The organism is Cognatishimia coralii (genome assembly GCF_037478305.1).
GTDB lineage: Bacteria > Pseudomonadota > Alphaproteobacteria > Rhodobacterales > Rhodobacteraceae > Cognatishimia > Cognatishimia coralii.
Genome location: NZ_JBBGAZ010000013.1, coordinates 59,182 through 81,860, shown reverse-complemented (window position 1 = coordinate 81,860; position 22,679 = coordinate 59,182). Strand labels below are relative to the sequence as shown.

Below are 22,679 nucleotides of genomic sequence, written 5' to 3'. Positions count from 1 at the left end.
TCTGAAACCGCGCCCGAAGCGCATCCGGCAATGGTGCTGGCATGATCCATCCTCCCAAACAAGAGGAATCACAAATCAAGCCTCAAGGGAATCCCAAATGATTCAATCTTTCGGTCGGACGCTTTAATCATGCGGCTTGCTCGCTAAGTCGACCGTAGAAGCTGCGCTCGAGATGCAACTCCCCTGCCCCGGCTTTTTGGACGATGCCCCGCAGATATCCGCCCGGAGACGCCACTTCGCCAGCGCAATGCTTGTCGAAGGTCAGAACCAACGCCGCCGTGGCGATTTGAGGCCCAAGCCGGTCCTGTGCGAGGTTCCAGGCATGCTCTGAAACGCCGATCATCGGCCTCAATTGCCCTGCAACCCGATGCAGATCACCCCAATCCTTAAGGTAACCGCCCATATTGCGCGCCCAGGACGCGAATTCAGGACAAGCCTGCATCACCGTTGGCAAATCAAGCGCTGCACCGCGTTTCTTGCGCGTTTCGGCAACCCAATCTTCCAACTCCCTATCCACCCGCTCTTCCGGTGGCGCATTGGGCACCACGCCCGCCGCTTGCTCAGTTTCTGAGCGATTACAGGTTACAGGATTAAGTTGAGTTGTAATTAGTATGTGAGGTTCAGAATTGACCTCCCTGGGGTCCATTTCTTGAGTCTTTTCACTGGCTTGCTCGGTGGTTTCAACCGTGTTCTCCACAACCTCACCGACACGAACTGCCTTGAAATAGGCCGCCTCGACGCGCTCCTGAAGCTCCCTGAACCATGCCAGGAGCCGCTCGAGCGTCTCAGAGGCTGTGTTCCGGCGCGGAAGGCGGTCCAGAAGATCCTCGAACAAGCCGGAAAGATGCTCCCAGGGCCCTCTCAACGCCGCGTGAGACGCCGCTTCGATCCGGGCGCGGATCATACGGCGTGCAACCGTAATCTGGCGCTTCAGGCGCTGACAGAGCTCACGCTCGGCCTGCAGCTCGGCCTGCAGGTGCTCGAATTCCTCGACACGGGCCGACAGCGGCGACAGATCGAAGCCATAAGCCTCGATGATGCGCCCGTCAGCGTCCCTGTGGCCCCACCGCTTGCCATTGGAGCTATCCTTGAAGGAAATCACCCCGATCTCGGCCAATCGGCGCGCATGGCGCTTGAGCGCGGACAGCGAGAAACCTGTCTGCTCCATCAAATAGGCGTTCGACGCCCAGACGATCGGGCGCTGCCCCTCTTCCCAGTCCTGGGCTTGTGTGAAGGCTCCAAGCGTGTCGAGAAGCAGCATGTCGCCAGCCTTGAGACCGATATGGGCACCAACCCGTTTAACCGCCACGAAGGCCGTTGATTTAGGAATAGATCTCTGTTCGCCGGCTCTCGCATGCTGCTCTGCAATGCTGAGTCCCGGCGTCGGCTTGCGCCAACCACTCTGTGTCATGCCTGTATTTCACCTCCTTGGTTTGCGGAGGCAAAAGATTCCCGTTCGCCAAAACGACGTTCTTTCGTTGACAGTGATTCGCGGGAGCGGTATCCAGTAGGTGTCTAATCTAATCGGATAAGCTCTCGGGCCGGATCGGCTTGGGGGCTTTTCTTTTGCCTCAGGTCATGATGATGAACTCTCCTCGGTCTGAGTGAGAAACTCCGCGTAAAGGCCATCAAGCTTCCCGGCGAGGTAATCCCCGAATGCCGCGGAATCCTTTGATGTGAGCGAAATGTTGTATGCTTTTCCGCTACGCCCGATCACCCCCTTGATTCGGCCTTCACCGGCTGTCCAAGTTCGCTTGGCTGGGGCAGTTTTCGCACTACGTCGTTTAGGTCCCCTGCCCGCCTCGGCGATTTTGCTATGCAGAATTTCGAATTTTGTATCGCTGTCCAGCTGATCAAACCCGTCTGTGCCAAGAATGCGGTCTGCAATCCCATGATTGGTTTTGACCGCCATCAGCTTTTTGAAATCCTCCCAACGATCTCGCCCAATTTGCTTGGCTGGACCAATCGCATCGATGACATGCCCAGGTACGGTCTGAGCAACTGAGAGCATCCGGGACAAAAGCGTTCCGTCAATCGTGAGCGCTTTCTGGATGACATGTTTGTCTTGTCCGTGGTCCAGGAGGTTCTTGGCAAAAAGCGACTTCTCAATAAACGATAGGTCAGCCCTCGCCGTGTTTTCTTGCCCTTGCGCCAGCACGTGTGCTTCATCGTCCATGTCTTTGACGACGGCGCGCACAAGACGACCGAGAGCACGTGCCACGCGCACACGGCGATGTCCGAACACGACCATGTAGCGGTCAGCGTGATCGGGATGGGGGCGTAGAAGCACAGGTGTGTCTTGCTGCCCAGCCGCAATGGACGTTTTCAACTCCTCGAATTCGGTATCATCACCACTGAGGCGATCGTTGACGAATGAGGCATCGATTATGTTCGGATCAATTTCGACAATGGTTTCGCCTTCCAGGAGGCGCTTCGAGTTTTCGGCGAGGCTGTCGATTGACACCTTCATCGATTTTGACGCTCCACGCATGGCGTAGCTGGATCGTCCACCATCCACTGGTTTTTCGGTTGGCTGATCGATCACGGATTTCAAAAGATCTTTTCTTGCCATTCTGCCCTCCCAATCCTGGAGCGTTTTGACCGGTCTGCACGGCTGTCAAAAACTGTCTGCACGGCTGTCAAAATCATGGGAGTTCACGCCCCCATGCCTGATGAACCAAGCCTGCGATTTCATCGTTGACGGCGTTAAGTGACGTCATCGCCCGGTCATAGGTCGCCCGGACAAACTGCGATCTCTCAACCTCATAGAGCGTCTGCTTTGTGATCCCTGCGTCCGAAATGGCGGTCGACTTGACCATGTTTGCTTCGAGCATTTGTTCCGGGAACATTGCCTGAAGGAACCCTACCATCTGCTTTTGCGGCCCATCGACCGGTTCAAAGCGAGTCACAAGATAGCGAAACCACTTCAGTCGCATCTCGGCACCAGCTTCCCGGATCGTCCGAAGAATGCCGCCAAGCATCAAGAGAAACTGGCTCATCGACATGACGTCGAGCATTTGCGGATGAACCGTCACAAGAACCGATGAAGACGCTGTAAGCGCGGTTAGAGTCAAATAACCGAGCTGTGGCGGGCAATCGATGACCACGACATCATATCGATCGTCGACTTCTTTCAGAGCATTCGAGATTCTTGTGAAGAAGGTCCGTCCCTCTGATGGGTCCCGGCTAGTTAGTGCGACGGGCGTGTCATACTCGTACTCCTGCAAATCCAGGCTCGCAGGAACGATGTCGAGGTTCGGGAAGTTTGTGGGTCGGATAATCTCCCGAATTGAGCACCTTTCCTCGTCGTACCGCAGGGCCTCATAAAGGGACAATACAGAGTCTAATTCGGGCTGAATGCCGTGCAGCGCCGTGAGCGAAGCCTGAGGGTCAAGATCGATGGCCAGCACGCGATGGCCCTTCAGGGCAAGGTGTTGAGCCAGATGAGCCGCTGTGGTCGTTTTTCCGCTACCACCTTTAAAGTTCACGACGGAAATGACGTGGAGATCCTCGTCTGCGGTCCGATGGGGTAGGTAACTGCGCTTACCAGGACGCCCGTGCTCATCAAGATAGGTCCGAAGTTCCAACATCTGCTCAGCGGTGTAGGAGCGTCGCCCCGATGAAGAGGTTTCGGGTTCGGGCCCTTTACCTTCCAAGTGCAGTTTCTTGATCGTGGATTGGGTTACACCAAGAAAATAGGCAACCTCTGCAAGAGTGAACTGCCGAAGACCCTTTTGTGCATCCGGTGGATATTGCTCTTGGCGCAATATATTGAGTCGATCAGAAATCAACTCTCCCTGTTGGAGGATGACCTCATCAAATGGGATTTCGCCTTTTTGGTCCCTGAACGCCGTCTCGTTCATACTGCCGCCTCGCTTAATATCGCTTTTAGTGCGATTTCTTTCCTTAAACTGTGATTTACCTTGGAACCAGCTTATCCACAACGATTTTTTCTGAGTCAAACGAGGCGTGCGGATGTTGAACCTGCTCTCGACCTTGGCACAACAGCGAGTGGGCGGCAATATTTCGACCGCTATATGTAGCGATTGCGCGCCTTGACTTGACCGTCTCGAGCTCATCTGGCTTGACCTAAAACTCCTTATCACATTGTTTTTTAATGTGTTTTACAGTTCTGCACGGCTGTCAAACTCTCGACTCAATCGCTCAAGCCAAACGTTTCCACTTCAGAACGCGCAACAAGACGGATCCTATCAATCGCCCACCTACGAGCGCAAAGCTCTACGGCACCTATGTCGGTGAATCCGGAGTTCTTCCGCAGGGCGCGAAATCTTGAATCAGGTTCTTTGTACAGAATCGGAATGATGATTCTCTCCTGGAACAACGCTGGCCGGGAGGATCCCGGCCAGCTTTCTATCGCTACGCTGCTTCACGCGGACCCCAGGGGATCACCGCCTGAACCGTGTCATCATCCTGGTTTGCGGCTTTGCCGAGATTGGCGTTGAAGCCGAAGTCCCGGATGCTCATGGTGAAGTAGTCGGCACCGGTGTCGCGGTTCTGCTTCTTCCAGATACCGCCGCATTCGACCAAGCGGCCACGTGGCGAACGGCCGAGAACACGATGTGTGGGGGCCATCGGATTGTCGCTGGTGACCGGCTCGGCGGTGATGTCGATGTCGAAGGTCAGGGTGGAAATCGAACCTACACCTTTGGCGGTCTCGATGTCGGCGGTTTCGAATTTGATGCAGTTGGTGGTCATTGCTTTGCTCCTTTTCTGGTGTTGCAATGATGGTCACCCGGCAAGGGCCAAAGGCCTGAACACACCAATGGCGAAGCGCAGCGGAGAAGGGCAGGGAGGCTGAATTTTGTTCCGCGCGGAATGCCCGGCAGGGCAGGGGACAATTCTGACGCCCGCCCTTTGTGATCAGGACAGACCTTGCGACCAGCATGTCATGCAACACGAGGAAAGGAGCATCGCAGGCACCACGCATGATGCCAGAAACGGTTGCGATAACTGGACCGCTAAAGGTGCTGAGAGACGCCAACCAAAAAGCGCGACAATCGACGGAACAAGACGGAACGTCGAGTGTGTAGCGTTGCGTCAGCACCGGTTTCGCCATCAAATGCAGCGACGAAGGTGAATAACGGGTACAGGCATGGACATAGACACCGACAAACTGGATGCCGCCGTATTGGCCATTCTCAGCCTGACACTTTATGACGGGTCGCGGGTTTGGAAGGGGATAGACTGGGACATCACGGATCGGCTCTTTCAGAAAGGCCTGATCGAAAACCCAGCAAGCAAAGCAAAGTCCCTCGTTCTGACAGAGCAAGGTTTGGAACTGGCCAAACGCGTGCTGGAAGAGCAATTCGGCAAACGCTGAAACAGAGCATCGCCTGAATCTCTCAATCTATCGGGCAACAGAACAGAACGATCAGATCCCAAGACACGTAGCTTCTGAACCCCGCACCGCCTAGGCGGTGCTCCTGCGCGGACAGCGCCGGTCCGGCGGCGGGGCAGGGGGCTCGGCCTTCTGCCCGCCGCCGGGCAATTTTTCAGGCCCTGCTCCTGGACATCACTTGGAAAAAAAGAAGCCCCGCCGAAGCGGGGCCAGTTGGTCCTTCCCACGAAGGAGCCGTCAGGTGCAGTCGGGCACCCATTTGTCGAGTTTGGCTTTCTGTTCTGAGGTCAGGCCCATGAGCTTCTGGGTGGTGGGGTCGCTTACGAGCTTTTCCATCTTCTCAGCCTTTTCGGCCTTCTTAAGCTTGGCGAAACCGGCGACACGCTCGTCGCGGGCATCGCAATCGAGGAACTCGCAAAGCAGATCGACCAGATGACCGGCTGAGACCCGCGAGAAGAAATTCTCTGCCGTGGGCGTCCAGTGCTTGCGGATATCGGCCCCGGCCTCGTCCGTGATCAGGCCGAAGAACTCCGCGCCGCCAGCGCGATAGGGCAGGGTGCGTGCGATGGCTTCTGTGATCTTGGCGTTGCGGGCTTTCTTGCCAGTCTCGCGGAAAGTGGCGAAGGCTTCGGACAGATCGCCAACACGGGTGCCCTTCTGCCAATATTCGCTGGCGTCAATCCCATGCTCAAGGCGCGGCTCACGGGCAAACCCATCCTCAACGCTTGGTGCATTGGTCGGGCGGTCGAGCCGGATGCCGAAGACGCTGTCAAAGCTGCCCGACGCCTCGGACAGGCCAAAACCCAGCAGGTCCAGAACAAGCTCTGGCTTGGCCAGAAGGGCTGTCTGCACCGAAGCCAGCTTGATTGCCTGCATGTCCGCCATCAGTTTCTGCGAGTAGGGCGATTTCGGGGTGTCTGGCTTGGTGGTCTGCGGTGCCCGCAGGACACCGGCCTCGATGGCGGCTTTCTTGTCTTCGGGTCGGACCAGACCGGCTGTGACCTCGGGTTTGCCTGAGCCATTCACAAGGATGATGCAGCCTGCATGGGCTTTCTGATCCTCGGAATAGTCACCGCCGAGAAGGGCCTGCAACTCGGAGAGCCGCGCTTCACCATCCGCGTCCAGAACGCCACCATTGGCCAGTTCTGCCAATTCATCGTATTCCTCCGCCTCCGTCTCGGTCAACTCGCCCTCGATAGGGTAGAGGCGGGCCAGCTTCATCTGATCCAACTCGTAGTAGTTGAGCCAGGCCTCGGGCCGTGCCTCGGCCCATGCCCAGCCTTGGGTCTCGACCAGATCGGCACGGGCAGCGTCCAGCTTCTCGGTGAACAGCCGATCCAGAAGGGCAGGGGAGGCGAGGTAGACCTCGCCTGAGAAGAGATCACGCGTGACCGTGCCGCCCTCGGCCTCATAGGCTTCGATGCCCACGAACTTGGCGCGGCGATCCGTGGCCTTGATGGCGTCGGGATGCAGCGCATTCTTGATGGCGTTCTCGGACACCGCCTGTCCTTTGACCTGATCCAGAAGGCTCAGGGTGAGTGCTTCATCATCGGAAAGGGTGAAGGCCTTGGCGGTGCCGAGGCTGATCTCACCCGCTGCCAGCGCGTCCAGCACCGGCTCGGGCAGGCCTGCAAGCGCCAGCCGCTGATAGACGCGGGCCTCGGTCAAGGCAAAGGCGAGGGCGATTTCCGGCACACTGGCCCCGCGAGATTTCATGCGACCGAAGGCGCGGATTTCGTCCGCCGGGGTCATGTCCTCTCGGGCGGCGTTCTCGGCGCTGGCCCAATCCTCGGCCTCGGCGGCATCAGCCGCCAGCTTGACCGGCACCGTGGTGAAGGGATGGGTCTTGGACCGATCCGCAATCATCTGGATGGCGCGGAGGCGGCATCCGCCCGCGACGATGCCGACCTTGCCGTCCTCGTCCATGAGGCCTGCGAGATTATGGATGAGGCCAAATCGCTCGACGCTGTCGGCAAGGCTTTCGATATGCGCCTCGGAGACCGCTTTGCGCGGGTTAAGATCAGAGATGTAGAGCATCTCCAAGGGGATTTGCAGGATCACGGCGCTGGCAGTGTCGGTCTGGATGGATTGTTGCTTGGTCATTGGTTTTGTCCTTTCGGATAGATGTCAGGACCGCTCGGAGCGCAGCACAGGCGCTCGGCGGCTGGTTTTGTCGATGGGGTAGGGGAGGGGGGGCCGGAACGGTTGAGGTTCCGGCCCCGGTGGCATCACCACCAGCAGGAATAGATCACGGTCGATCCCTGCGCGATTTCGGCTCGCGCCCATGCGCAGAACTCGAGATCGTAGTCGTGGTATTCGGTGGCCTGCTCGTCCTGAAACTGGTGACCGTAAAAGAACCCGCCCTCGCAATGGGGCAGGGCGCTTCCCTTCACGGCTTGTTCCAACGTGTCGATGTCGGCGGGTTCCAGTTTCAACTCACCGCAGTTCAGATCGGAAGCCGAAAGCCCGGTCCGCTCGGTGTAGAGCGCCTCCATGAAGGTTTGCAGCTTGGAATGCTTGCGCCAGACGAATTTCGGGCTTTCGCCTTCTTCTCCGCTCTCGGGGGTTTTGACATATGCGTATTGATCAAGGCCCATTGGCCTGCTCCTTTCGTGGTTAGAGCGGCGCGGCATCTTTTGCTTGTGACCTTTCGGCCTTGCCCGCTTCCGCCAGTGGCGGAGGCTTCGACTGATCTGTCAGTCCGAAAAGCCCCCGTGCTTTTCGGCTGGGCAGAGCAGGGGAGGGCGACAGCCCTCCTGCGACCGGACGGCGACCCGACACAGGGGGCCGGAGCGGTGAAATCGGGAGGGACCCGCGCACTCGCGTGGGAGGAACCGGATTTCTCCGTGGAGGCTGGCGCGGTACGCGACACCAGAGCCCCTGTTCGGGGCGCTGGCCGGATGGCAGGCGGAATCCAAGATTGGAAACCTGCCAGCCGGGTTAGAGCAGAGCGAAGACCGGGCTGACCGCTGGATCACGCGATCGCGGTCTCGCCCGCGATCTCACCTGTTACATGCACGAAGGATCGCTACCGAATGGCGGAGACGCGAGTCACGCGGCTCCGGGCGCAGCCAAGAGCCTGGACAGCGCCTGGGCGCTGGCGTGCCAAGCCAATCATTTCTAACAACCAGATTCATCACACAACGCGCGAACTACACTTAATTCATTTGTTGCATTTATTGCGTTTAAGCTTATATTGAGGTTCGCAGCATAGGAGATGGCTCATGAACATGATGGCTCACCGGCAATTGCCCCCGAGCGCCCAGGAGGCCGCAATCGCACGCGCATCCGGGCAGCTCCTGTCGCGCTATGCACGGAGCAAGGCGCCTCTCAAGCTGCGCGTTACTGATGGGGAGCAGGCCGAACCGATTGAACTGCCGGCAGGCGCGGTCGCGCTTCTGATGGATATCCTGGAAGCCATGGCAGCGGGGCAGGGGGTCACGATCATTCCCGAAAATGCCGAGCTGACCACGGTTCAGGCAGCTGATGTGTTGAACGTCTCCCGCCCGTTTCTGATCAAGCTCCTGGATGAGCAGAAGATCCCGCACCGCAAGGTGGGTAAGCACCGCCGTATCCGGATGGAAGATGTGATGGCCTACAAGGCCTCAATCGATGCCGAACGGGAAAGCGTGCTCGACCAGCTGGCAGCTGAAGCGCAAGAGCAGGATATGGGTTACGGCAAACCATGAGCCACTATACGGCGCTTCTCGACGCCAACGTTCTCTATCCAGCGCCGATGCGTGACGTGCTCATGCAGCTCGCCGTGACCGATATCTTCAAGGCCAAATGGTCGGAAGACATCCACCGTGAGTGGATCGACGCTCTGATGCGCAACGAGCCGCAAAGAGACCGCGAAGCACTCGAGCGCACACGAGATCTCATGAATCAGGCGACACGGGATTGCCTGGTTACAGGCTACGAAGCCCTGATCCCTTCGCTCGACCTGCCCGACCCCGACGACCGGCATGTTCTGGCGGCAGCCATCGTCGGCAGATGCGATGTGATCGTGACGCAGAACCTGAAGGACTTCCCCGAAGAAGCCCTCGAACCTTACGGCATCGAAACGCTGCATCCGGACGACTTCCTCAGCAACCACCTAGCACTCGCGCCGGGCCTGTTCTGCTCAGCGCTGCGAAAGGTTCGCGCTCGCTTGAAGAATCCCCCGTTCACCGCCGAAGACTACCTCGCGATCCTCACTCAGCAGGGATTGGTCGCGACGGCGGCCGAACTGGAGCAATTCAAAGAATTAATTTAGGAAAAACAACCCAATAAATGGTTGAGCTGCGAAAAAGAACAACCGATGATAGAGTAATTCAAAAGAAGGCAGCAGACCAAATTTTCGATTGGGCCTGCCATGCAAACCCCTAAAGTATGCATTTAGGGCAAACAGAGCAAAAACTAGCTGGCAACTACGCCGCATAAGGGATCTAATGTATCTTGCGTCACTCACGATCAGAAATTTTCGCCGCATAAGATCTGCAACTATAGAATTTGAGCCAGGGCTTAACATCATCGTTGGCCCGAACAATATCGGAAAGACAGCAGTTGTTGACGCTCTGAGATCGCTTCTCGCCGGAACCGATGACCCCTATCCCCGCTTCAGCGTCGATGACATTCATCTCCCCAAAGGGGGCACAGCGTCGGGTGATATTGTCTTCGACTATATCTTCAAGGACCTGTCTCTCGACGATGAAGCCGACTTCCTGCATGGATTGAAGGTTGATAGTGCTGGGCAGGCTGAGGCCCTTCTCAGAGTGACCTATTGCGATGCGGATAAGTCCGGACGGCTAAGGTCGAGAAAAGTTTGCGGCCTCCATAATGACATCGCATTGACGGCAACCATGCTGGAAAACTTGCGCAGCGTTTATCTACAGCCACTGCGTGATGCAGAGTTTGGCCTTCGTCCGAGCCGTTCAAGCCAGTTGTCGCGCTTGCTGCATCTCCTGTCGGATGACGCTGGAAAAGAGGAAATCTCCAAAAAGCTCGCAGACCTCGACAAAGAAATTAAGGCGCTCAAAGCGATCGTTGAAACACAAGAGGCCATCACTGGACGCCACAACAGCATGCTGGGCGATCAGTTGTCCCAGATTCTGGCGGTCGAGCTGAGCGGTTCTGACTTCACGAAATTTGCTTCGCGCCTATCGCTATTGGTCGACAGCTTCGAAATCGAACGTAACGGTCTTGGCTACAACAACTTGATCTTCATGGCGGTGGTCTTAAGCGAACTCGCAAAAAACGCGGACTCGGCCTACCGAAGCTTGATCGTAGAAGAGCCCGAAGCGCATCTGCACCCTCAACTACAAGCTGTACTCTTGCAGTATCTGTCAGACATCAAAGTCGAGGCGGGCGAGCGACCCGTCCAAGTTTTTGTGACAAGTCACTCTCCAAACTTCGCCAGCATTGCCGAGTTGAACGCCATCGAATGCTTAGTCGAAACAGGCGCAGATGTTGAGGTCTTTCATCCCAGGTCGGTCAGTTTTGGGAAGGGCAAAAAAGAGAAGTTGAAGCGCTATCTTGACGTGACACGTGCTGAACTCTTCTTCGCACGCCGCGTCATCTTCGTCGAAGGTACCGCCGAGCTATTGATGGTCAATCTATTGGCGAAAAGGATGGGCTGTGATCTGCGCAACCATGGGGTCAGCTTGATCAGCGTCGAAGGATTGAACTTCGACTCCTTCATGCCCTTGTTCGGTGAAACTGCGATCAAGATACCTGTTGCCGTCGTCACAGACGCAGATCCCGTCATCGTCGATGCCAAAGGCGACAAGCAGCCTCACTACCCATCCGCAACCGAGAACATCACGGTCTCAAACAATACGGCATTGATGAAGGGGCGAGAGGACGAGTTCGTCAAAGTCTTTCACGGCCAGAAGACCTTTGAGTACGATTTTGCGCTTCACGAAAAGAACAGAATGGCCATGCTGTCGGCCCTAAAGGATCTGCATCCTCAAATCGGTGCCGATCTTGAATCCGAGGTCAAATCGAAGGCAGATGATCGAGACAAAGCGATGACATTGTTCACGGGCATGTTCGAACGACCCAAAGGTAAATCGAATGTTCAAAAGGGCGCATTCGCACAAGCTCTCGCGGCGCAAATTGAAGATAACAATCTGGAAATCGAAGTTCCAAGCTATATCAGCAATGCCGTAAAGCATGCCTGCAAGCCATGATCGAACTGTCTCAGCAGCAGCGGGAGATCATTGAGGCGCCGCTCAACCCTATGGCTGTCACTGCCTGCGCGGGTAGCGGCAAGACCGCGACCGCAGTACGGCGACTCGCGGCTATGCGAAAGCAGCTCAACGATAGGCACGGCCACGTTGCGCTTTTGTCGTTCTCCAACGTAGCCGTTGACACGTTCAACAGAGATTTCGACGCGTTGCTACAGGCAGAACCCGGAAGCAAACGCGCAGGCGGCGTCGAAATATCCACGGTCGACGCATTCGTCACCTCAAACATTATCCGACCGCACGGACATCTCGTCATGCGATGTTCTAGAACTCCCTTCCTCGTGCATGGCACTGAGCCCTTCCTAACGAATTTCAGCGTCTGGGACGGAAAGAGGCCGCAACCAACAACAGCGCTTCAGCCTGTTGTCGTGAAGGGCGAGGGTCTTCAATTTGAAGTCGGGCGGGCAAAAACTGTCGTTGATCGGAAAACAGCTACCGAGGCGATCAAGAAGTTGGCAGGGGTCGGTGCTTATTCGCATGCTTTGGGAAACATCTGGGCGCTGAAAGTCCTTATGAACCAACCACTGATCCGGCGCGCTTTGGCACGCCGCTATCCACACATTCTTGTTGATGAGGCCCAAGACATCGGAAAGCTGCATCAATTGATCCTGATGTCCCTACAAGGTGCCGGAGCACAGGTCTCCCTTATCGGGGATGTGAATCAGGGTATCTACGAATTTTCCGGCGCGACCGGCGCGTTTCTCAAGCAATATGCGGATCGTGATGACGTCGACGTCCGAACGCTCGAGACAAATTTTCGATCGGTCCCGAGCATCGTCAAGATCGCGAACAAACTCTCTGGGCGCGACGACAAACCCGAGCGCACGGAACCAGAAATTTCGTCGGGTGCGTATTATTTTACGTACAAGAAGGAGGAGAAAAACAGTGCGCTCAAATCCTTTGCAGCGCTGTTAGGCGATGCAGGTATTCCAGCTGACGACGCGGCTGTACTTTGCCGATCGGCGAAATGGGCGGACGATTGGGCCGGCGGTGAGGATGATCAGGGACAGGGCGTTCTGCGACACTTCGTGGACTCCGCGATCCAGCGGGACAAGTTTGGTCGCTTTGATGAGGCCTTCAAGCTTTGCTGCGCTGGCGTCATTGGCTTGCTGGATGATAATCATGGCGATTTGCTCTCCGATCTAGTAAGCCGCAGCCGCGACGAGCGGAGTTCTCAGATGTTGCGAAGGACGCTGTGGACATTCGTGAAAGATGCGACTGCCGGATTGCCATCCGCGTCACTTATAGCAGACACCGCTTGGCAGCCCGCTCTTTTGTTGCGGGTTGAAGCCATGCTCGCCATGCTTTCAGCGGAGTATGGTTTGAAGACTCGGGGCAATTGGAAAGCAAAGCTGGCGAGACGGAAGATATTCAACCGACCACTTATCCAACCCGCAGATTTAGTGGGGGAGGACGTGCCAAAATTTCGCGTCTCAACCGTTCACAAAGTAAAAGGGGAGAGCATCAGGGGCGTCCTCTACATCTGCAACCGTTCTCATCTCGATGAATTTTTGGGTGGCACAACGACAGAGGTCGGCAAAATAGGTTACGTAGCGCTCACCAGAGCACGCGATCTATTTATTTTAGGTGTTCCGGCAACCAATATTGGGGAGTTCGCTCCCAAGCTTGATGCGCTCGGCTTCACCAAGGCAGGTAAGTAATTTTGCCTCAAAAAAACCTGCATGGCTAACTTGAAGAGACAACTTAGTCTGAAGATGTAGGTTGAAAGGCGGTCCGACCCCCACAATGCCTTGCTGATTAACAGTATCACCTCGTGAATCACTGCCTCACAACGGTCCTCCGCTCTGAAAGGTGGTTCAACCGCAAAAGCATGTTTTTCATCAACTATTTTGCGCCCAATCAGGCAACTTTTCCGCACTAATCAGTCGCTGGCGAATAAACGGATCCAGCGCTTCGGGAAGTAGGCTACGAAGCAGTTTCCACTCAGCTGAGTGCTCGTCGACCTGTTCTACTTGGCCAAGCCTGTGACCGTTGATCGACCGTTGCAGATGTTCCCCAACCTTTCCGTTCAACAGCGTGTGTTGTGAGGTGTTTTCGATCAAGGTGGTCAGCAAAGCTGCATAAGGAGCGAGCGACCCGGAGTTCTGGAATGTGTTTAACATCCCCCGGATATTTGGGTGATCGCTTGCGAAATTTTCGGGTTTTCCAGCGGCTTCCGCAACGATGGAAAACGCGGCAGCGACTAGGCGGTCGATGCGCTGACGTTCCGAAAATTTTTCCAGTTCGGTCAAATGCAAGCTGCCCATCTTATCACCCCACGCTCGCAGGGCACGGAAGTAGGGCAAACGCTTCGAATTGATTTGCTCGAGTAGCGGCCCCACCAGGCGATCCTCAAGGTAGGGTAATAGGGATTGTGGAAAGTTGAGTTCGTCGAACCGGATTAAGACAGGCGCGTCATATCCCTGACCGTTAGACATGTAGCAGGTCAGCACTAGTGTGCGTTGTTCGCGTGATGCGTTGACCGCTTGCTGGTCGAGGACAAAGGCATTGCCCCTGTGCCGATGCACAACATCCGAAACTGCTTGCGGCACGCGTTCAGTATCGAAGGATGACAAAACCCACATCAAGGGTATGCCTTCGCGGTCGTAGTGAACACACCGCTGCGATACCTCGGTCTGGAAGGTATGAGACATCTGATACTCAACGGCGAACCGTCCGAAATCGCGCCAGTCAATCAGAACATCCGGATAGCGCCCGTGCTTGCCCTGTGTCGGGGGAAGATATTCGTCCACCTTTGTTTCCTCACATCGCTCGTCCAGAGTAGCGAGTTCCGCGATCAGTTCGCACATGCGCCGGTGCATCTCGGATTCTTGATGGCCACGATACTGCGCCGCCCGAACGTCATTCGGGTGCACGTTCTTCCCAGAATACCATGGGCAACGCGGATCGGCGCCTTGGTAGTGGGCGAAGAAAGGCCGCCCATGCGAAGTCGAAATATAGATCTGTCCATGACAGGCAACACACCGAGCAACCAGACCGCATTTACCGCTCCGGTGGTCGGTGATGCCCGCCCTTAAACTTTCCCAACCCTCGCGCGGCATGGCGAGCAGTTCGCGAGCCGACAACGGGCCTAAACTCTCGAAGATCACTTCCTCGATTATGCGGCGGGGTTTGCGGAGCATGGCATCAACGCTAAGGTCATAGTTGGTCGGTCGTGATGTTTTTGAGCCTCCTTATCGTCACCGGACAGCGCCTCCCGTTCTCAACATATATCCTCTAGACATCTTCGCTTTCACGAGGTCTGAAAGTGCCGATTTGGCTTCCCTCTCATTCCCATACCAGTCAAGGCGCCGCCTTCCAAAAGTGCCACGTCGACCCCATTGTCGTTCAACGCCGATTTCCCCAAAGAGACTCCGTGTCAATTGAACGCAATAGAACCTGTTCATATTCACGTCAGGATCGGTTCGTGCCAGATCAACCCTCATGGATTTCATCCTCGGTCATGGCCTCATAGTCACGAGATACACATTTAAGCCGCGGGTTTTCCTGATCGAGGCCCCATCTTCGTTCCGTGTAAAATTCTAACGCTTTGCGAATGCGAATTTCGAGACAATCTCCATCAAAACCAAACTCGATGCGCACGACCCTCTTTTGATCATCCGTTAGATCGTCGTGTGGTTTCAGTTTCAAAATCGCCCAGGAATACCAGTCGTCATCTTTGGGCACATCCGACGCGGCTCGTCGGTTGATGAAAGACCTGGACACATCAATGCGTGAGGGTATGAAATCGCGAAATCCCTGCCGAGTGTAGCACCATGCCCGCAAATGGAGGCGCACACCATCAGAAGCAAAACGGAGTGGCGCAATCCAACGCGTTTCAGGTTCCGGGTCGCGCATGGATTGGTAGACGATCTCGATAGCCTCGTTGGCCAGAACGGCGCGATAAAGAGGTCTAAATACTCGGACATTCTGTGTGCGTTGTAGGTCAGGCAACATATCATACAGAGCCCCGCGTCGACCCCCCAGCAATTCCTCAAGCTCGTCTGTGGAAGCTTCGCCGCTTAGTCGGGAAAAGCGCTCGGTCGCCAGATACCGCTTCGAGGAGGCATCATATTTCAGCGCCTCGCGGCCTGCGGCTTGTAGGTACATCTTGAAGTCCAGCGCTGCTTGCGGGTTCGAGATGCCGAACCGATCGACAAGCGAACTCCGTGTTGCCGCGCCATCCCAAAACAGCAGGCGATCAAGGTACTCGAGACGTTCTTTTTGGGCATGTTTAAGGTCGTCAAAAGCCATGTTTCATTCCTAACTTGACTCAGCAAAAATGTCCATATAAAAATTATACGTATAAAAATTATTGGTGCGAAAATGAGAGTACTTCACACAGCGGACTGGCATCTTGGCAAGACCTTGCGAGGCGTGTCACTTCACGAGGATCACGCGCACGTACTCAATCAGATCTTTGAAACGGTCGTAGCTGAACAAGTCGATGTCCTGATCGTCGCGGGTGACGTTTACGACAAGGCCTCTCCATCCGAGGCCGCGATAAAACTCTACAGCGATTTCCTTGAGCGGGTTCATATTGAGACTGAGTCCGCCATTGTGGTGATTGCCGGAAACCACGATTCAGGACAGCGGCTTGGAACGGCATCGAAGCTCTTTGACCGGAACCGCATCTTAGTGCGCGGTCCTGTCTCGAACGATGAGTTGCCACTCGTGCTCGAGGACGGTGCTGGTCCAGTTGCTATCTCTGCGCTTCCATATGCGGAGATTTATGCCGCTCGTCGTGCCTTCGGAGACGAAAGCATCCGCTCGCCAGAAGACGTCTTGCGCGCACAGATCGCTGCAGCCAAGGCGCACGTCCCAGAGACCGCCCGCTGGATTGTCGTCGCCCACGCCTTTGTGACGAATTGCCAACCATCCGAAAGCGAACGGACGCTTTCCGTAGGCACAGTCGAAACCGTGCCAAGCTCCATCTTCGACGGCGCGAACTACGTCGCGCTTGGCCATCTACATCGCCCGCAGATCGCGGGCAGGGACTCAATCCGATACAGCGGATCGCCTTTAGCCTTCGGGTTTGACGAAGCGGGAACCACAAAATCAATGACAATCTTCGATCTCGATCCGGATGGACAGATTGTTGACCTGAGATCTGTCGCCTTCCAACCCCTACGGCATGTGCGAGAGGTGATGGGACATCTGGCCGATTTGATTGCCGACGCGGCAAATCACCCCAGCAACGACTACATCCGCGCAATCTTGCTTGATGAAGGTGCCTTGATCGAGCCGGCCGCTCAACTTCGACCCTACTACCCCAACATCCTGCAGACCCTTCGCGAAAAAACCCGTGAGCTCGTGATGAACAGTGCGGGTCGCGCCCAATCCAAGTTGGATGATCCTATCGGCGTGATCGGCGAATTCCTCGAATACGTTCGCGGAGAGGGATCGACGGACCAGGAACTCGAAGTAACCAAGGAAGTGCTGGATCAACCCATTCTGGAGGACACCGAATGAAACCGATCCGTCTGACAATGACCGCGTTCGGGCCTTACGCGGGCACCGAGGTCGTCGACTTTTCATCACTCGAAGCGAGTATTTTCGGCATTTATGGGGAAACCGGTGCTGGCAAGACTACGGTTTTTGACGGAATCTCTTTCGCTCTTTTTGGCCAGTCTTCTGGGGCAGAAAGAGCGCCCGAAGATATGGTGTGTCATCACGATCATGCGAAAGATATCACCAAAGTTGAACTGGTCTTTGATCTGGGAGAGGACCGCTACGTCATCCGGCGTATTCCCGTCCAGCAACGTGCTGCGCTTCGCGGTTCCGGCACCACAACGCAGGCACACGAAGCCTATCTCTTCCGGGCGACGGGAATGAAACTCGAGGAAATCTCAGAGGACAATCCAGGCGAAGTACTTGCGGAAAAGAAAGTTGGCCTTGTTGACGCACAGGTCGAAGAGCTTCTCGGATACAACGCAAAACAGTTTCGGCAGATCATCTTGCTGCCACAAGGGGATTTCCGTCGCATCCTGACTGCCAGTTCAGACGAGCGTTCACCAATCCTGAAACAGCTCTTTGATGTCGGTCTTTACGAAACATTTACCGCCCAGATTAAGGCCAGGGCGGCCACGCTTTATCGTCAGATCAGCGACGAAAAAATCCGACGCTCAACTCTTCTTGACGATCAGAGCGAAGACCAACTGTCGCAAGCAATCCAATCAATGATCGATCAGATCGCCGTGCTCGATAAGACCATCGAAACGGAAACAAGGGCACTTGAGAAACGTCAAAAAGGCTTGTCTGCGGGCGAGGCACTTGCCGAGAAATTCAAAGCCCTTGCAATCGCACGAGAGGAAGACTCGGAGTTGCAGGCAGAAGGCGGAACGATCGATGCCGTGCGCATCCGGCTAAAGCAGGCGCGTGCCGCCCAACACGTTCTAGTTTCCGAGGCGGCACTGCAGACTGCCCGTGACGAAAGCGCCACGGCGGCGGCCCGCGAACACGAAGCAAGAGACAACCTAAAGAGCGCAACCGATGCCATCACGGGGGCACGGGAAACGCTGTCGCGTACTCATATGCAGAGAGAGGAGCGGGAAAGCGCACAGGCCAGGGTGTCAGAACTTCAACGTCAGCAGGTGACGCTCGATCAGTCCAAAGCACTGCTGGAAGAGTTGAATGCTGCGAAATTGACCTCACAAACGGCTGAGGAGGCCAAAGCCGCCACCGAGAAGAAGAACGTAGAAGCCCAACAAGCATTGTCCGCCCTGCGCGATCTGCAAAAGCAGCACCCCCAACACGTACGCGCGCTTCAGGAAGCAACAACCGCAATGAGCGCGCTTGACACAGAGTCGCAAGCCCTGGATCAGTTTGAGACTGCCGTTCTCAAGCGGGACCGTCAGTCAAAGGAGGTGGATCGGCTCTCGACCCAGCATGACGAGGCGCTTGAACAACTTGAGACAGCCAAAGCGGCCTTTGAGCATGCGGAACAGGACTTAACCGAAATTCAGGCGCTTCATATCGCCCGAAAACTGAAGCCAGGCGAACCCTGCCCAGCCTGCGGAGCCCTAAACCACCCCGATCCCGCCAGTGGGGACCCTGAGCGTCGTGGTCGGCATGATGAATTCGAGCGAGCAGGAAAGATACTGCGCTCCGCCGAGAACGACGAACTTGAAGCGAGAACCACGTTGGCGGCGGCGAAAGCTACGCTTGTCGAGCGGCAAAATGAGGTGGATGCGCTTGAATGCCCCAAGAGAGATCGCGTGGCGCTGGCTCCGATCCTCTTGGCGGCACGCGAGGAGAAAAATGCGCTCGAAGCTGATAACAGATTTGCGGATCTCGAGGGTAAGATTTCTTCCGCCGAAGCTTTCGCCAGCAATGCAGCCCAAGCACTAGAAAACGCAAAGTCGGCCGTATCGGATGCCAAAGGTGTCGAAGTCCGGGCACTGACCGCCTATGACACGACGCTCAAAGGCGTACCCGATGAGTTGCGCCCCGTGAACGCGCTTTCTGAAGCGCTCTCGGCAGCTATTGCAAAGCACGACCAACTGGCCGCCGATCATGAAGCTGCCGTTGCCGGCGAAAAGGATGCGGCCGTTGTCTTCAGCGCAGCCGAGGAAGCCGCAAAGATCGCGCAGAACGGTGTCGCAAAAACATCCGAGGGCTTGAAGAAAGCACAAGGTGAATTCTTCGGCCAACTCGAAAAAGTCGGGCTGAACGAGGAGGCTTTCCAGGCAGCAAAAGACGATGTTGCCCAGTTCTCCGTTCTAGAGGCACAGATAAGCGACTACGAAAATCGTGTTGCAGCAATTACCGCACGGCTTCGTGGGTTGACGGAAGACATCGGGGATCAGCCCACTCCTGATCTCGCCTTGCTGACCAAGGCTCGAAATGAAGCGCGGGCAGCGTTGGAACAGAGCCGGGATGCCCAGTCTCGCCTGAAAAACGAACTCGACGGACGGCAACAGGTGCTAGGTCAAGTTCAGCGCCTGACCACACAAATCAACGACCTTGAGAAAGAGTATGGACCCGTTGGCGGGCTTTCGGACCTGGTCAACGGAAATAACGATCGGAAAGTACGACTCCCGGATTTTGCCATCGCTGCAATGTTTGACGAGGTGCTTTTGGCTGCCAATCACCGTCTCGGGCCAATGACTGATGGGCGGTATCATTTGATGCGACCCGAAGTCACCGGTGGCGGCCGTCAAAAACAAGGTTTGGAAATCTCTGTCTTCGACGGGAACACTGAGAAATCGAGACCCACAAAGACCCTTTCAGGAGGGGAGGGGTTCCAGGCATCGCTCGCACTCGCCCTTGGACTTTCAGACGTTGTTCAGCGCAACAGTGGTGGCATCAAGCTGGACGCGATCTTCATCGACGAGGGCTTCGGAACTCTCGACGAGGACACCCTGAACACGGCTCTTGAGACGCTTTATGACCTTACCAACGACATGCGTTCGGTCGGTTTGATCTCCCACACCGAACAGGTGAAGACCATGATCACCGAAGGCTTCGACATCGAGATCACGCCGACCGGCTCCCACATTCACCCACGAAGAAACGTTGCCTAACGAAAGGAAAATTTATGCCCTATTCAAACAACTGGAAAGCTCAGCACGCATGGGCCAAAGCGCCCCGCGTCAAGGGAAAAAACCCAAACCTCTATCGCAGGGATAGCCAGGGTAACGTAATCTACAAACCGGCCTATGGCAGAAACAGCCCTATGGGTTGGCAAGTCGACCACATCTGGCCGAAGTCAAAGGGCGGAACCAACGCGCGGAGAAACCTCCAGGCGCTACAAACTCGTGCCAACCAGCGAAAGTCTAACAAAACACTTACACGCACAAAGTCACCCTATCGGAAACGTAGTTGGTAAACCTACGGAAACTGGCGAAGATTTTGCGATGCCGAAAAAACGCAAAAAGCCTGATACGAAAGCCATTTGCGGCTCCTTCAGATAGTTGCTTTCTGCGCTCGCAAATCTGAACAAAGGCTTTGCAAGCAGGAGCGGTCTACCCGCGCGGAAAGTGCATCCAATTTCAATAGATCAGGAGTGAGGTAGGAGTGATACTTCTCAAAAATCAGGTTCGGCGAATGGGCGAACAAATCAGGGGTCGCTGCGTTGGCCATTTCTGATAGCACCTGATCCAGAGTTTGCTCTGCTTCACCGGATTCAACCAGCAGAAACCCATCGTGCTGAGTTATCTGAAAGCCCTCGGCACCTAACGCCATTGCCAAAGTAGTGGTTTTCACTGTGCCGCAGCGTGTTGCTAGAATCCAAGCTCCGTCACCCATTTCGACGACAGGCGTTTCAGCAAATCTCCACCGCTCAAAGTTGGCCCGTGCCTCGCTAAGCAGGCGAAGGGATATCTTGTCCATGTAGCTTGGCTCAACCTCTCCCTCCAGAACGTCAAACATCTTTTCGATGACGCGATCATGGATCATGCCAGGGTCGCCGCCGAATAGTGGCGGAACCCCTGCCTTTGCGGGCTTCACAAGGATGACTTTCTCCAGATCATGAATTTCCTGCACGACCCACCTGCGCCCCGAGAAGATCAGAAGCATTCCAGGTGTCAGAATATTGTCGATCGGCAATGTGCCCAGTTCCTTGCCATCGGCAACAAGGCGGAATTCCTCGGGCGTCTTGAATACTGCATAGAAGCTATAGTGCTCGACAATTCGCTCGCCTGCCGCACCGAGCAACAGCAAGCCGTCAGAGGATTGTTCTATCAATTCAGCCTCAGGTCGCCCCATTGCCCGGAGAACGTCCAGAAACAACCCGGTGTCCACCCGCCGGAACGGTCCTTCCTGACAAAGGACGCGATACAGCCTGTTTGCCTGCGCACCGCCTCTCTCAGCAATTACCGACAGGATCTGATGCACCAACGTGGAAAGATGGAGGGCCTCAGGTCTTGGTGGCTCACACCAGCCCTCCAGCAATAGCTCGATCATGGCAATCGCGCGGATCAGTCCGAGGCGGAGTTGATCGACAAAGCTGCTTTCGCTATCCAATCTGGCCTCAACCGAATATTGGCGCAGGATTGCAGGCTGCCCTTCGCGGCGCCCGGAACGTCCCAGCCGTTGACGCAGGGCTGCCACGCTGAACGGAGCACCTACCTGGGCCACACAGGCCACGTCACCAATGTCGATGCCCAGTTCCAGCGTCGAGGTGCAAACGGCGGTTGTTGGAAGGTTCGCATCTTTCAGGCGTTTCTCGACAAAGTCCCGATGTTCCCGTGCGAGACTTGCGTGATGCGGGTAGAACTCCTGCGGCAAATGAGCCTTTTCACAGAGGTTGCGCAACCGGTCGGCATAGATTTCGACCCATTGTCGCGCTCCGGCAAACACCAAGTTGTCACTACCGCGTAAGTGCCTGAACAAGTGCTCGGACACCGCATCCGTGGCAGATGGCGCGTCTTCATCCTCACCGCCGGACACATAACCGCGCAGCTGCAGGAGCAGCTCGGCCTCTCCACCTTTGGCCTCGATCAGCTGCACAGCCTCTGCATTATCAGGTCGCAAATACGCGCTCGCCATATTCATGTCACCGAGCGTAGCCGACAGCCCGACACGCCGGATCGGACGCTTCACGGCTATCTCCAGTCGTGTCAACAAAGAGCGCATCTGAACACCGCGCTCGCTGTCCAGAACGCTGTGCAATTCGTCGATCACAACCGCCCGCGTGGCTCCAAACAGGCGCGGGATTTCCAACCCCCGGCGCACGAACAGCGCTTCCAGGGATTCAGGCGTGATCAGCAGGATGCCCCTGGGGGCCTTTAGGGCTCGCGCCTTCACGCTGCCCGACACGTCCCCATGCCAGGGGTAGACAGGCAAACCGGCCTCTCGGCAGATGTCTTCGAGCCGCATCGCCTGATCGGTGATCAGCGCCTTCAGCGGCCCGATATAAACCAGATCGAACCCGTCGCGCTCCGACGGAGCGTCCAGAACCTGCGAGATCAGGGGCAAGAAGGCAGCCTCGGTTTTGCCGCCCGCGGTCGAGGCTGAAACAATCAGGTCGGCATTGCCATCCATGACCACATGAACCGAATCCGCCTGTATCTGGCGCAGTTCCCGCCAGCCTTTGGAGCGCACCCATTTTTGAACCGGACGTGCCAGCTTGTCGAAGGCAGAACTCATTG

18 protein-coding genes are annotated in these 22,679 nt (G+C 56.0%); 8 read left to right on the top strand and 10 right to left on the bottom strand.

What is annotated here, in order from left to right:
- Positions 1–127 precede the first annotated feature (127 nt).
- The 4 genes from repC to WG622_RS16780 form a co-directional block, all read right to left on the bottom strand.
- Positions 128–1,411 (bottom strand): plasmid replication protein RepC, encoded by a 1,284-nt coding sequence (gene repC, locus WG622_RS16795; RefSeq protein ID WP_339404569.1) that lies wholly within the window; start codon positions 1,409–1,411, stop codon positions 128–130.
- 165 nt (positions 1,412–1,576) lie between these two features.
- Entirely contained in the window at positions 1,577–2,572 is a 996-nt protein-coding gene (repB, locus tag WG622_RS16790; protein WP_303963267.1) for a plasmid partitioning protein RepB, read from the bottom strand.
- A gap of 73 nt (positions 2,573–2,645) precedes the next feature.
- On the bottom strand, positions 2,646–3,863 hold the full coding sequence (repA, locus tag WG622_RS16785; protein ID WP_339404568.1) for a plasmid partitioning protein RepA: 1,218 nt from the start codon (positions 3,861–3,863) through the stop codon (positions 2,646–2,648).
- A 514-nt stretch (positions 3,864–4,377) separates the two neighbouring features.
- Positions 4,378–4,716: a DUF736 family protein gene (locus WG622_RS16780; protein ID WP_339404567.1), complete on the bottom strand. Its 339-nt coding sequence runs from the start codon at positions 4,714–4,716 to the stop codon at positions 4,378–4,380.
- Positions 4,717–5,113: 397 nt separating this feature from the next.
- Here WG622_RS16780 and WG622_RS16775 point away from each other — a divergent pair, with 397 nt between their 5' ends.
- Positions 5,114–5,341 carry a DUF6429 family protein gene (locus WG622_RS16775; RefSeq protein ID WP_339404566.1) on the top strand — a complete coding sequence of 76 codons (228 nt, stop codon included), beginning with the start codon at positions 5,114–5,116 and terminating at the stop codon, positions 5,339–5,341.
- 255 nt (positions 5,342–5,596) lie between these two features.
- Here WG622_RS16775 and WG622_RS16770 read toward each other — a convergent pair whose 3' ends face one another.
- Positions 5,597–7,462 (bottom strand): ParB/RepB/Spo0J family partition protein, encoded by a 1,866-nt coding sequence (locus WG622_RS16770; RefSeq protein ID WP_339404565.1) that lies wholly within the window; start codon positions 7,460–7,462, stop codon positions 5,597–5,599.
- Positions 7,463–7,587: 125 nt separating this feature from the next.
- Positions 7,588–7,956, bottom strand: coding sequence for a phosphoglycerate kinase (locus WG622_RS16765; protein WP_339404564.1), 369 nt, complete (start codon positions 7,954–7,956; stop codon positions 7,588–7,590).
- A 627-nt stretch (positions 7,957–8,583) separates the two neighbouring features.
- On the opposite strand from WG622_RS16765, the gene WG622_RS16760 reads away from it, so the two are divergent.
- The 4 genes from WG622_RS16760 (at position 8,584) to WG622_RS16745 (ending at position 13,247) form a co-directional block, all read left to right on the top strand.
- Positions 8,584–9,048 carry a helix-turn-helix domain-containing protein gene (locus WG622_RS16760; protein ID WP_339404563.1) on the top strand — a complete coding sequence of 155 codons (465 nt, stop codon included), beginning with the start codon at positions 8,584–8,586 and terminating at the stop codon, positions 9,046–9,048.
- The gene (locus tag WG622_RS16755) at positions 9,045–9,614 is read left to right on the top strand and encodes a PIN domain-containing protein (protein ID WP_339404562.1); all 570 of its coding nucleotides are present in this window, start codon (positions 9,045–9,047) and stop codon (positions 9,612–9,614) included. Before WG622_RS16760 ends, WG622_RS16755 begins: the two co-directional genes overlap by 4 nt.
- 175 nt (positions 9,615–9,789) lie before the next feature.
- The gene (locus tag WG622_RS16750; RefSeq protein WP_339404561.1) at positions 9,790–11,529 is read left to right on the top strand and encodes an ATP-dependent nuclease; all 1,740 of its coding nucleotides are present in this window, start codon (positions 9,790–9,792) and stop codon (positions 11,527–11,529) included.
- Entirely contained in the window at positions 11,526–13,247 is a 1,722-nt protein-coding gene (locus WG622_RS16745; protein ID WP_339404560.1) for a UvrD-helicase domain-containing protein, read from the top strand. The genes WG622_RS16750 and WG622_RS16745 overlap by 4 nt, the downstream gene beginning before the upstream one ends.
- 180 nt (positions 13,248–13,427) lie before the next feature.
- Here WG622_RS16745 and WG622_RS16740 read toward each other — a convergent pair whose 3' ends face one another.
- Genes WG622_RS16740 through WG622_RS16730 form a run of 3 tightly spaced genes read right to left on the bottom strand, consistent with a single transcriptional unit; the run spans position 13,428 to position 15,840 of the window.
- Entirely contained in the window at positions 13,428–14,729 is a 1,302-nt protein-coding gene (locus tag WG622_RS16740; RefSeq protein ID WP_339404559.1) for a competence protein CoiA family protein, read from the bottom strand.
- Positions 14,730–14,786: 57 nt separating this feature from the next.
- Positions 14,787–14,993, bottom strand: coding sequence for a WGR domain-containing protein (locus tag WG622_RS16735; RefSeq protein WP_339404570.1), 207 nt, complete (start codon positions 14,991–14,993; stop codon positions 14,787–14,789).
- Between the two features lie 28 nt (positions 14,994–15,021).
- Complete coding sequence (locus WG622_RS16730) at positions 15,022–15,840, bottom strand: BrxR family helix-turn-helix transcriptional regulator (RefSeq protein ID WP_339404558.1); 819 nt, start codon at positions 15,838–15,840, stop codon at positions 15,022–15,024.
- A gap of 72 nt (positions 15,841–15,912) precedes the next feature.
- On the opposite strand from WG622_RS16730, the gene WG622_RS16725 reads away from it, so the two are divergent.
- Genes WG622_RS16725 through WG622_RS16715 form a run of 3 tightly spaced genes read left to right on the top strand, consistent with a single transcriptional unit; the run spans position 15,913 to position 20,416 of the window.
- The gene (locus tag WG622_RS16725; protein WP_339404557.1) at positions 15,913–17,058 is read left to right on the top strand and encodes an exonuclease SbcCD subunit D; all 1,146 of its coding nucleotides are present in this window, start codon (positions 15,913–15,915) and stop codon (positions 17,056–17,058) included.
- Positions 17,055–20,111, top strand: coding sequence for an AAA family ATPase (locus WG622_RS16720; RefSeq protein WP_303959234.1), 3,057 nt, complete (start codon positions 17,055–17,057; stop codon positions 20,109–20,111). Before WG622_RS16725 ends, WG622_RS16720 begins: the two co-directional genes overlap by 4 nt.
- Before the next feature lie 14 nt (positions 20,112–20,125).
- Positions 20,126–20,416 (top strand): HNH endonuclease domain-containing protein, encoded by a 291-nt coding sequence (locus tag WG622_RS16715; protein WP_339404556.1) that lies wholly within the window; start codon positions 20,126–20,128, stop codon positions 20,414–20,416.
- Between the two features lie 77 nt (positions 20,417–20,493).
- On the opposite strand, the gene WG622_RS16710 is transcribed toward WG622_RS16715, so the two are convergent.
- Positions 20,494–22,677, bottom strand: a complete 2,184-nt coding sequence (locus tag WG622_RS16710; RefSeq protein WP_339404555.1) for a DEAD/DEAH box helicase — start codon at positions 22,675–22,677, stop codon at positions 20,494–20,496.
- Between the last annotated feature and the right edge of the window lie 2 nt (positions 22,678–22,679).

Bases quoted from the DNA above. Each gene is read 5' to 3' on its own strand.
- repC (WP_339404569.1), bottom strand. From the start codon at position 1,411: ATGACACAGAGTGGTTGGCGCAAGCCGACGCCGGGACTCAGCATTGCA.
- repB (WP_303963267.1), bottom strand. From the start codon at position 2,572: ATGGCAAGAAAAGATCTTTTGAAATCCGTGATCGATCAGCCAACCGAA.
- repA (WP_339404568.1), bottom strand. From the start codon at position 3,863: ATGAACGAGACGGCGTTCAGGGACCAAAAAGGCGAAATCCCATTTGAT.
- WG622_RS16780 (WP_339404567.1), bottom strand. From the start codon at position 4,716: ATGACCACCAACTGCATCAAATTCGAAACCGCCGACATCGAGACCGCC.
- WG622_RS16775 (WP_339404566.1), top strand. From the start codon at position 5,114: ATGGACATAGACACCGACAAACTGGATGCCGCCGTATTGGCCATTCTC.
- WG622_RS16770 (WP_339404565.1), bottom strand. From the start codon at position 7,462: ATGACCAAGCAACAATCCATCCAGACCGACACTGCCAGCGCCGTGATC.
- WG622_RS16765 (WP_339404564.1), bottom strand. From the start codon at position 7,956: ATGGGCCTTGATCAATACGCATATGTCAAAACCCCCGAGAGCGGAGAA.
- WG622_RS16760 (WP_339404563.1), top strand. From the start codon at position 8,584: ATGAACATGATGGCTCACCGGCAATTGCCCCCGAGCGCCCAGGAGGCC.
- WG622_RS16755 (WP_339404562.1), top strand. From the start codon at position 9,045: ATGAGCCACTATACGGCGCTTCTCGACGCCAACGTTCTCTATCCAGCG.
- WG622_RS16750 (WP_339404561.1), top strand. From the start codon at position 9,790: ATGTATCTTGCGTCACTCACGATCAGAAATTTTCGCCGCATAAGATCT.
- WG622_RS16745 (WP_339404560.1), top strand. From the start codon at position 11,526: ATGATCGAACTGTCTCAGCAGCAGCGGGAGATCATTGAGGCGCCGCTC.
- WG622_RS16740 (WP_339404559.1), bottom strand. From the start codon at position 14,729: ATGCTCCGCAAACCCCGCCGCATAATCGAGGAAGTGATCTTCGAGAGT.
- WG622_RS16735 (WP_339404570.1), bottom strand. From the start codon at position 14,993: ATGAACAGGTTCTATTGCGTTCAATTGACACGGAGTCTCTTTGGGGAA.
- WG622_RS16730 (WP_339404558.1), bottom strand. From the start codon at position 15,840: ATGGCTTTTGACGACCTTAAACATGCCCAAAAAGAACGTCTCGAGTAC.
- WG622_RS16725 (WP_339404557.1), top strand. From the start codon at position 15,913: ATGAGAGTACTTCACACAGCGGACTGGCATCTTGGCAAGACCTTGCGA.
- WG622_RS16720 (WP_303959234.1), top strand. From the start codon at position 17,055: ATGAAACCGATCCGTCTGACAATGACCGCGTTCGGGCCTTACGCGGGC.
- WG622_RS16715 (WP_339404556.1), top strand. From the start codon at position 20,126: ATGCCCTATTCAAACAACTGGAAAGCTCAGCACGCATGGGCCAAAGCG.
- WG622_RS16710 (WP_339404555.1), bottom strand. From the start codon at position 22,677: ATGAGTTCTGCCTTCGACAAGCTGGCACGTCCGGTTCAAAAATGGGTG.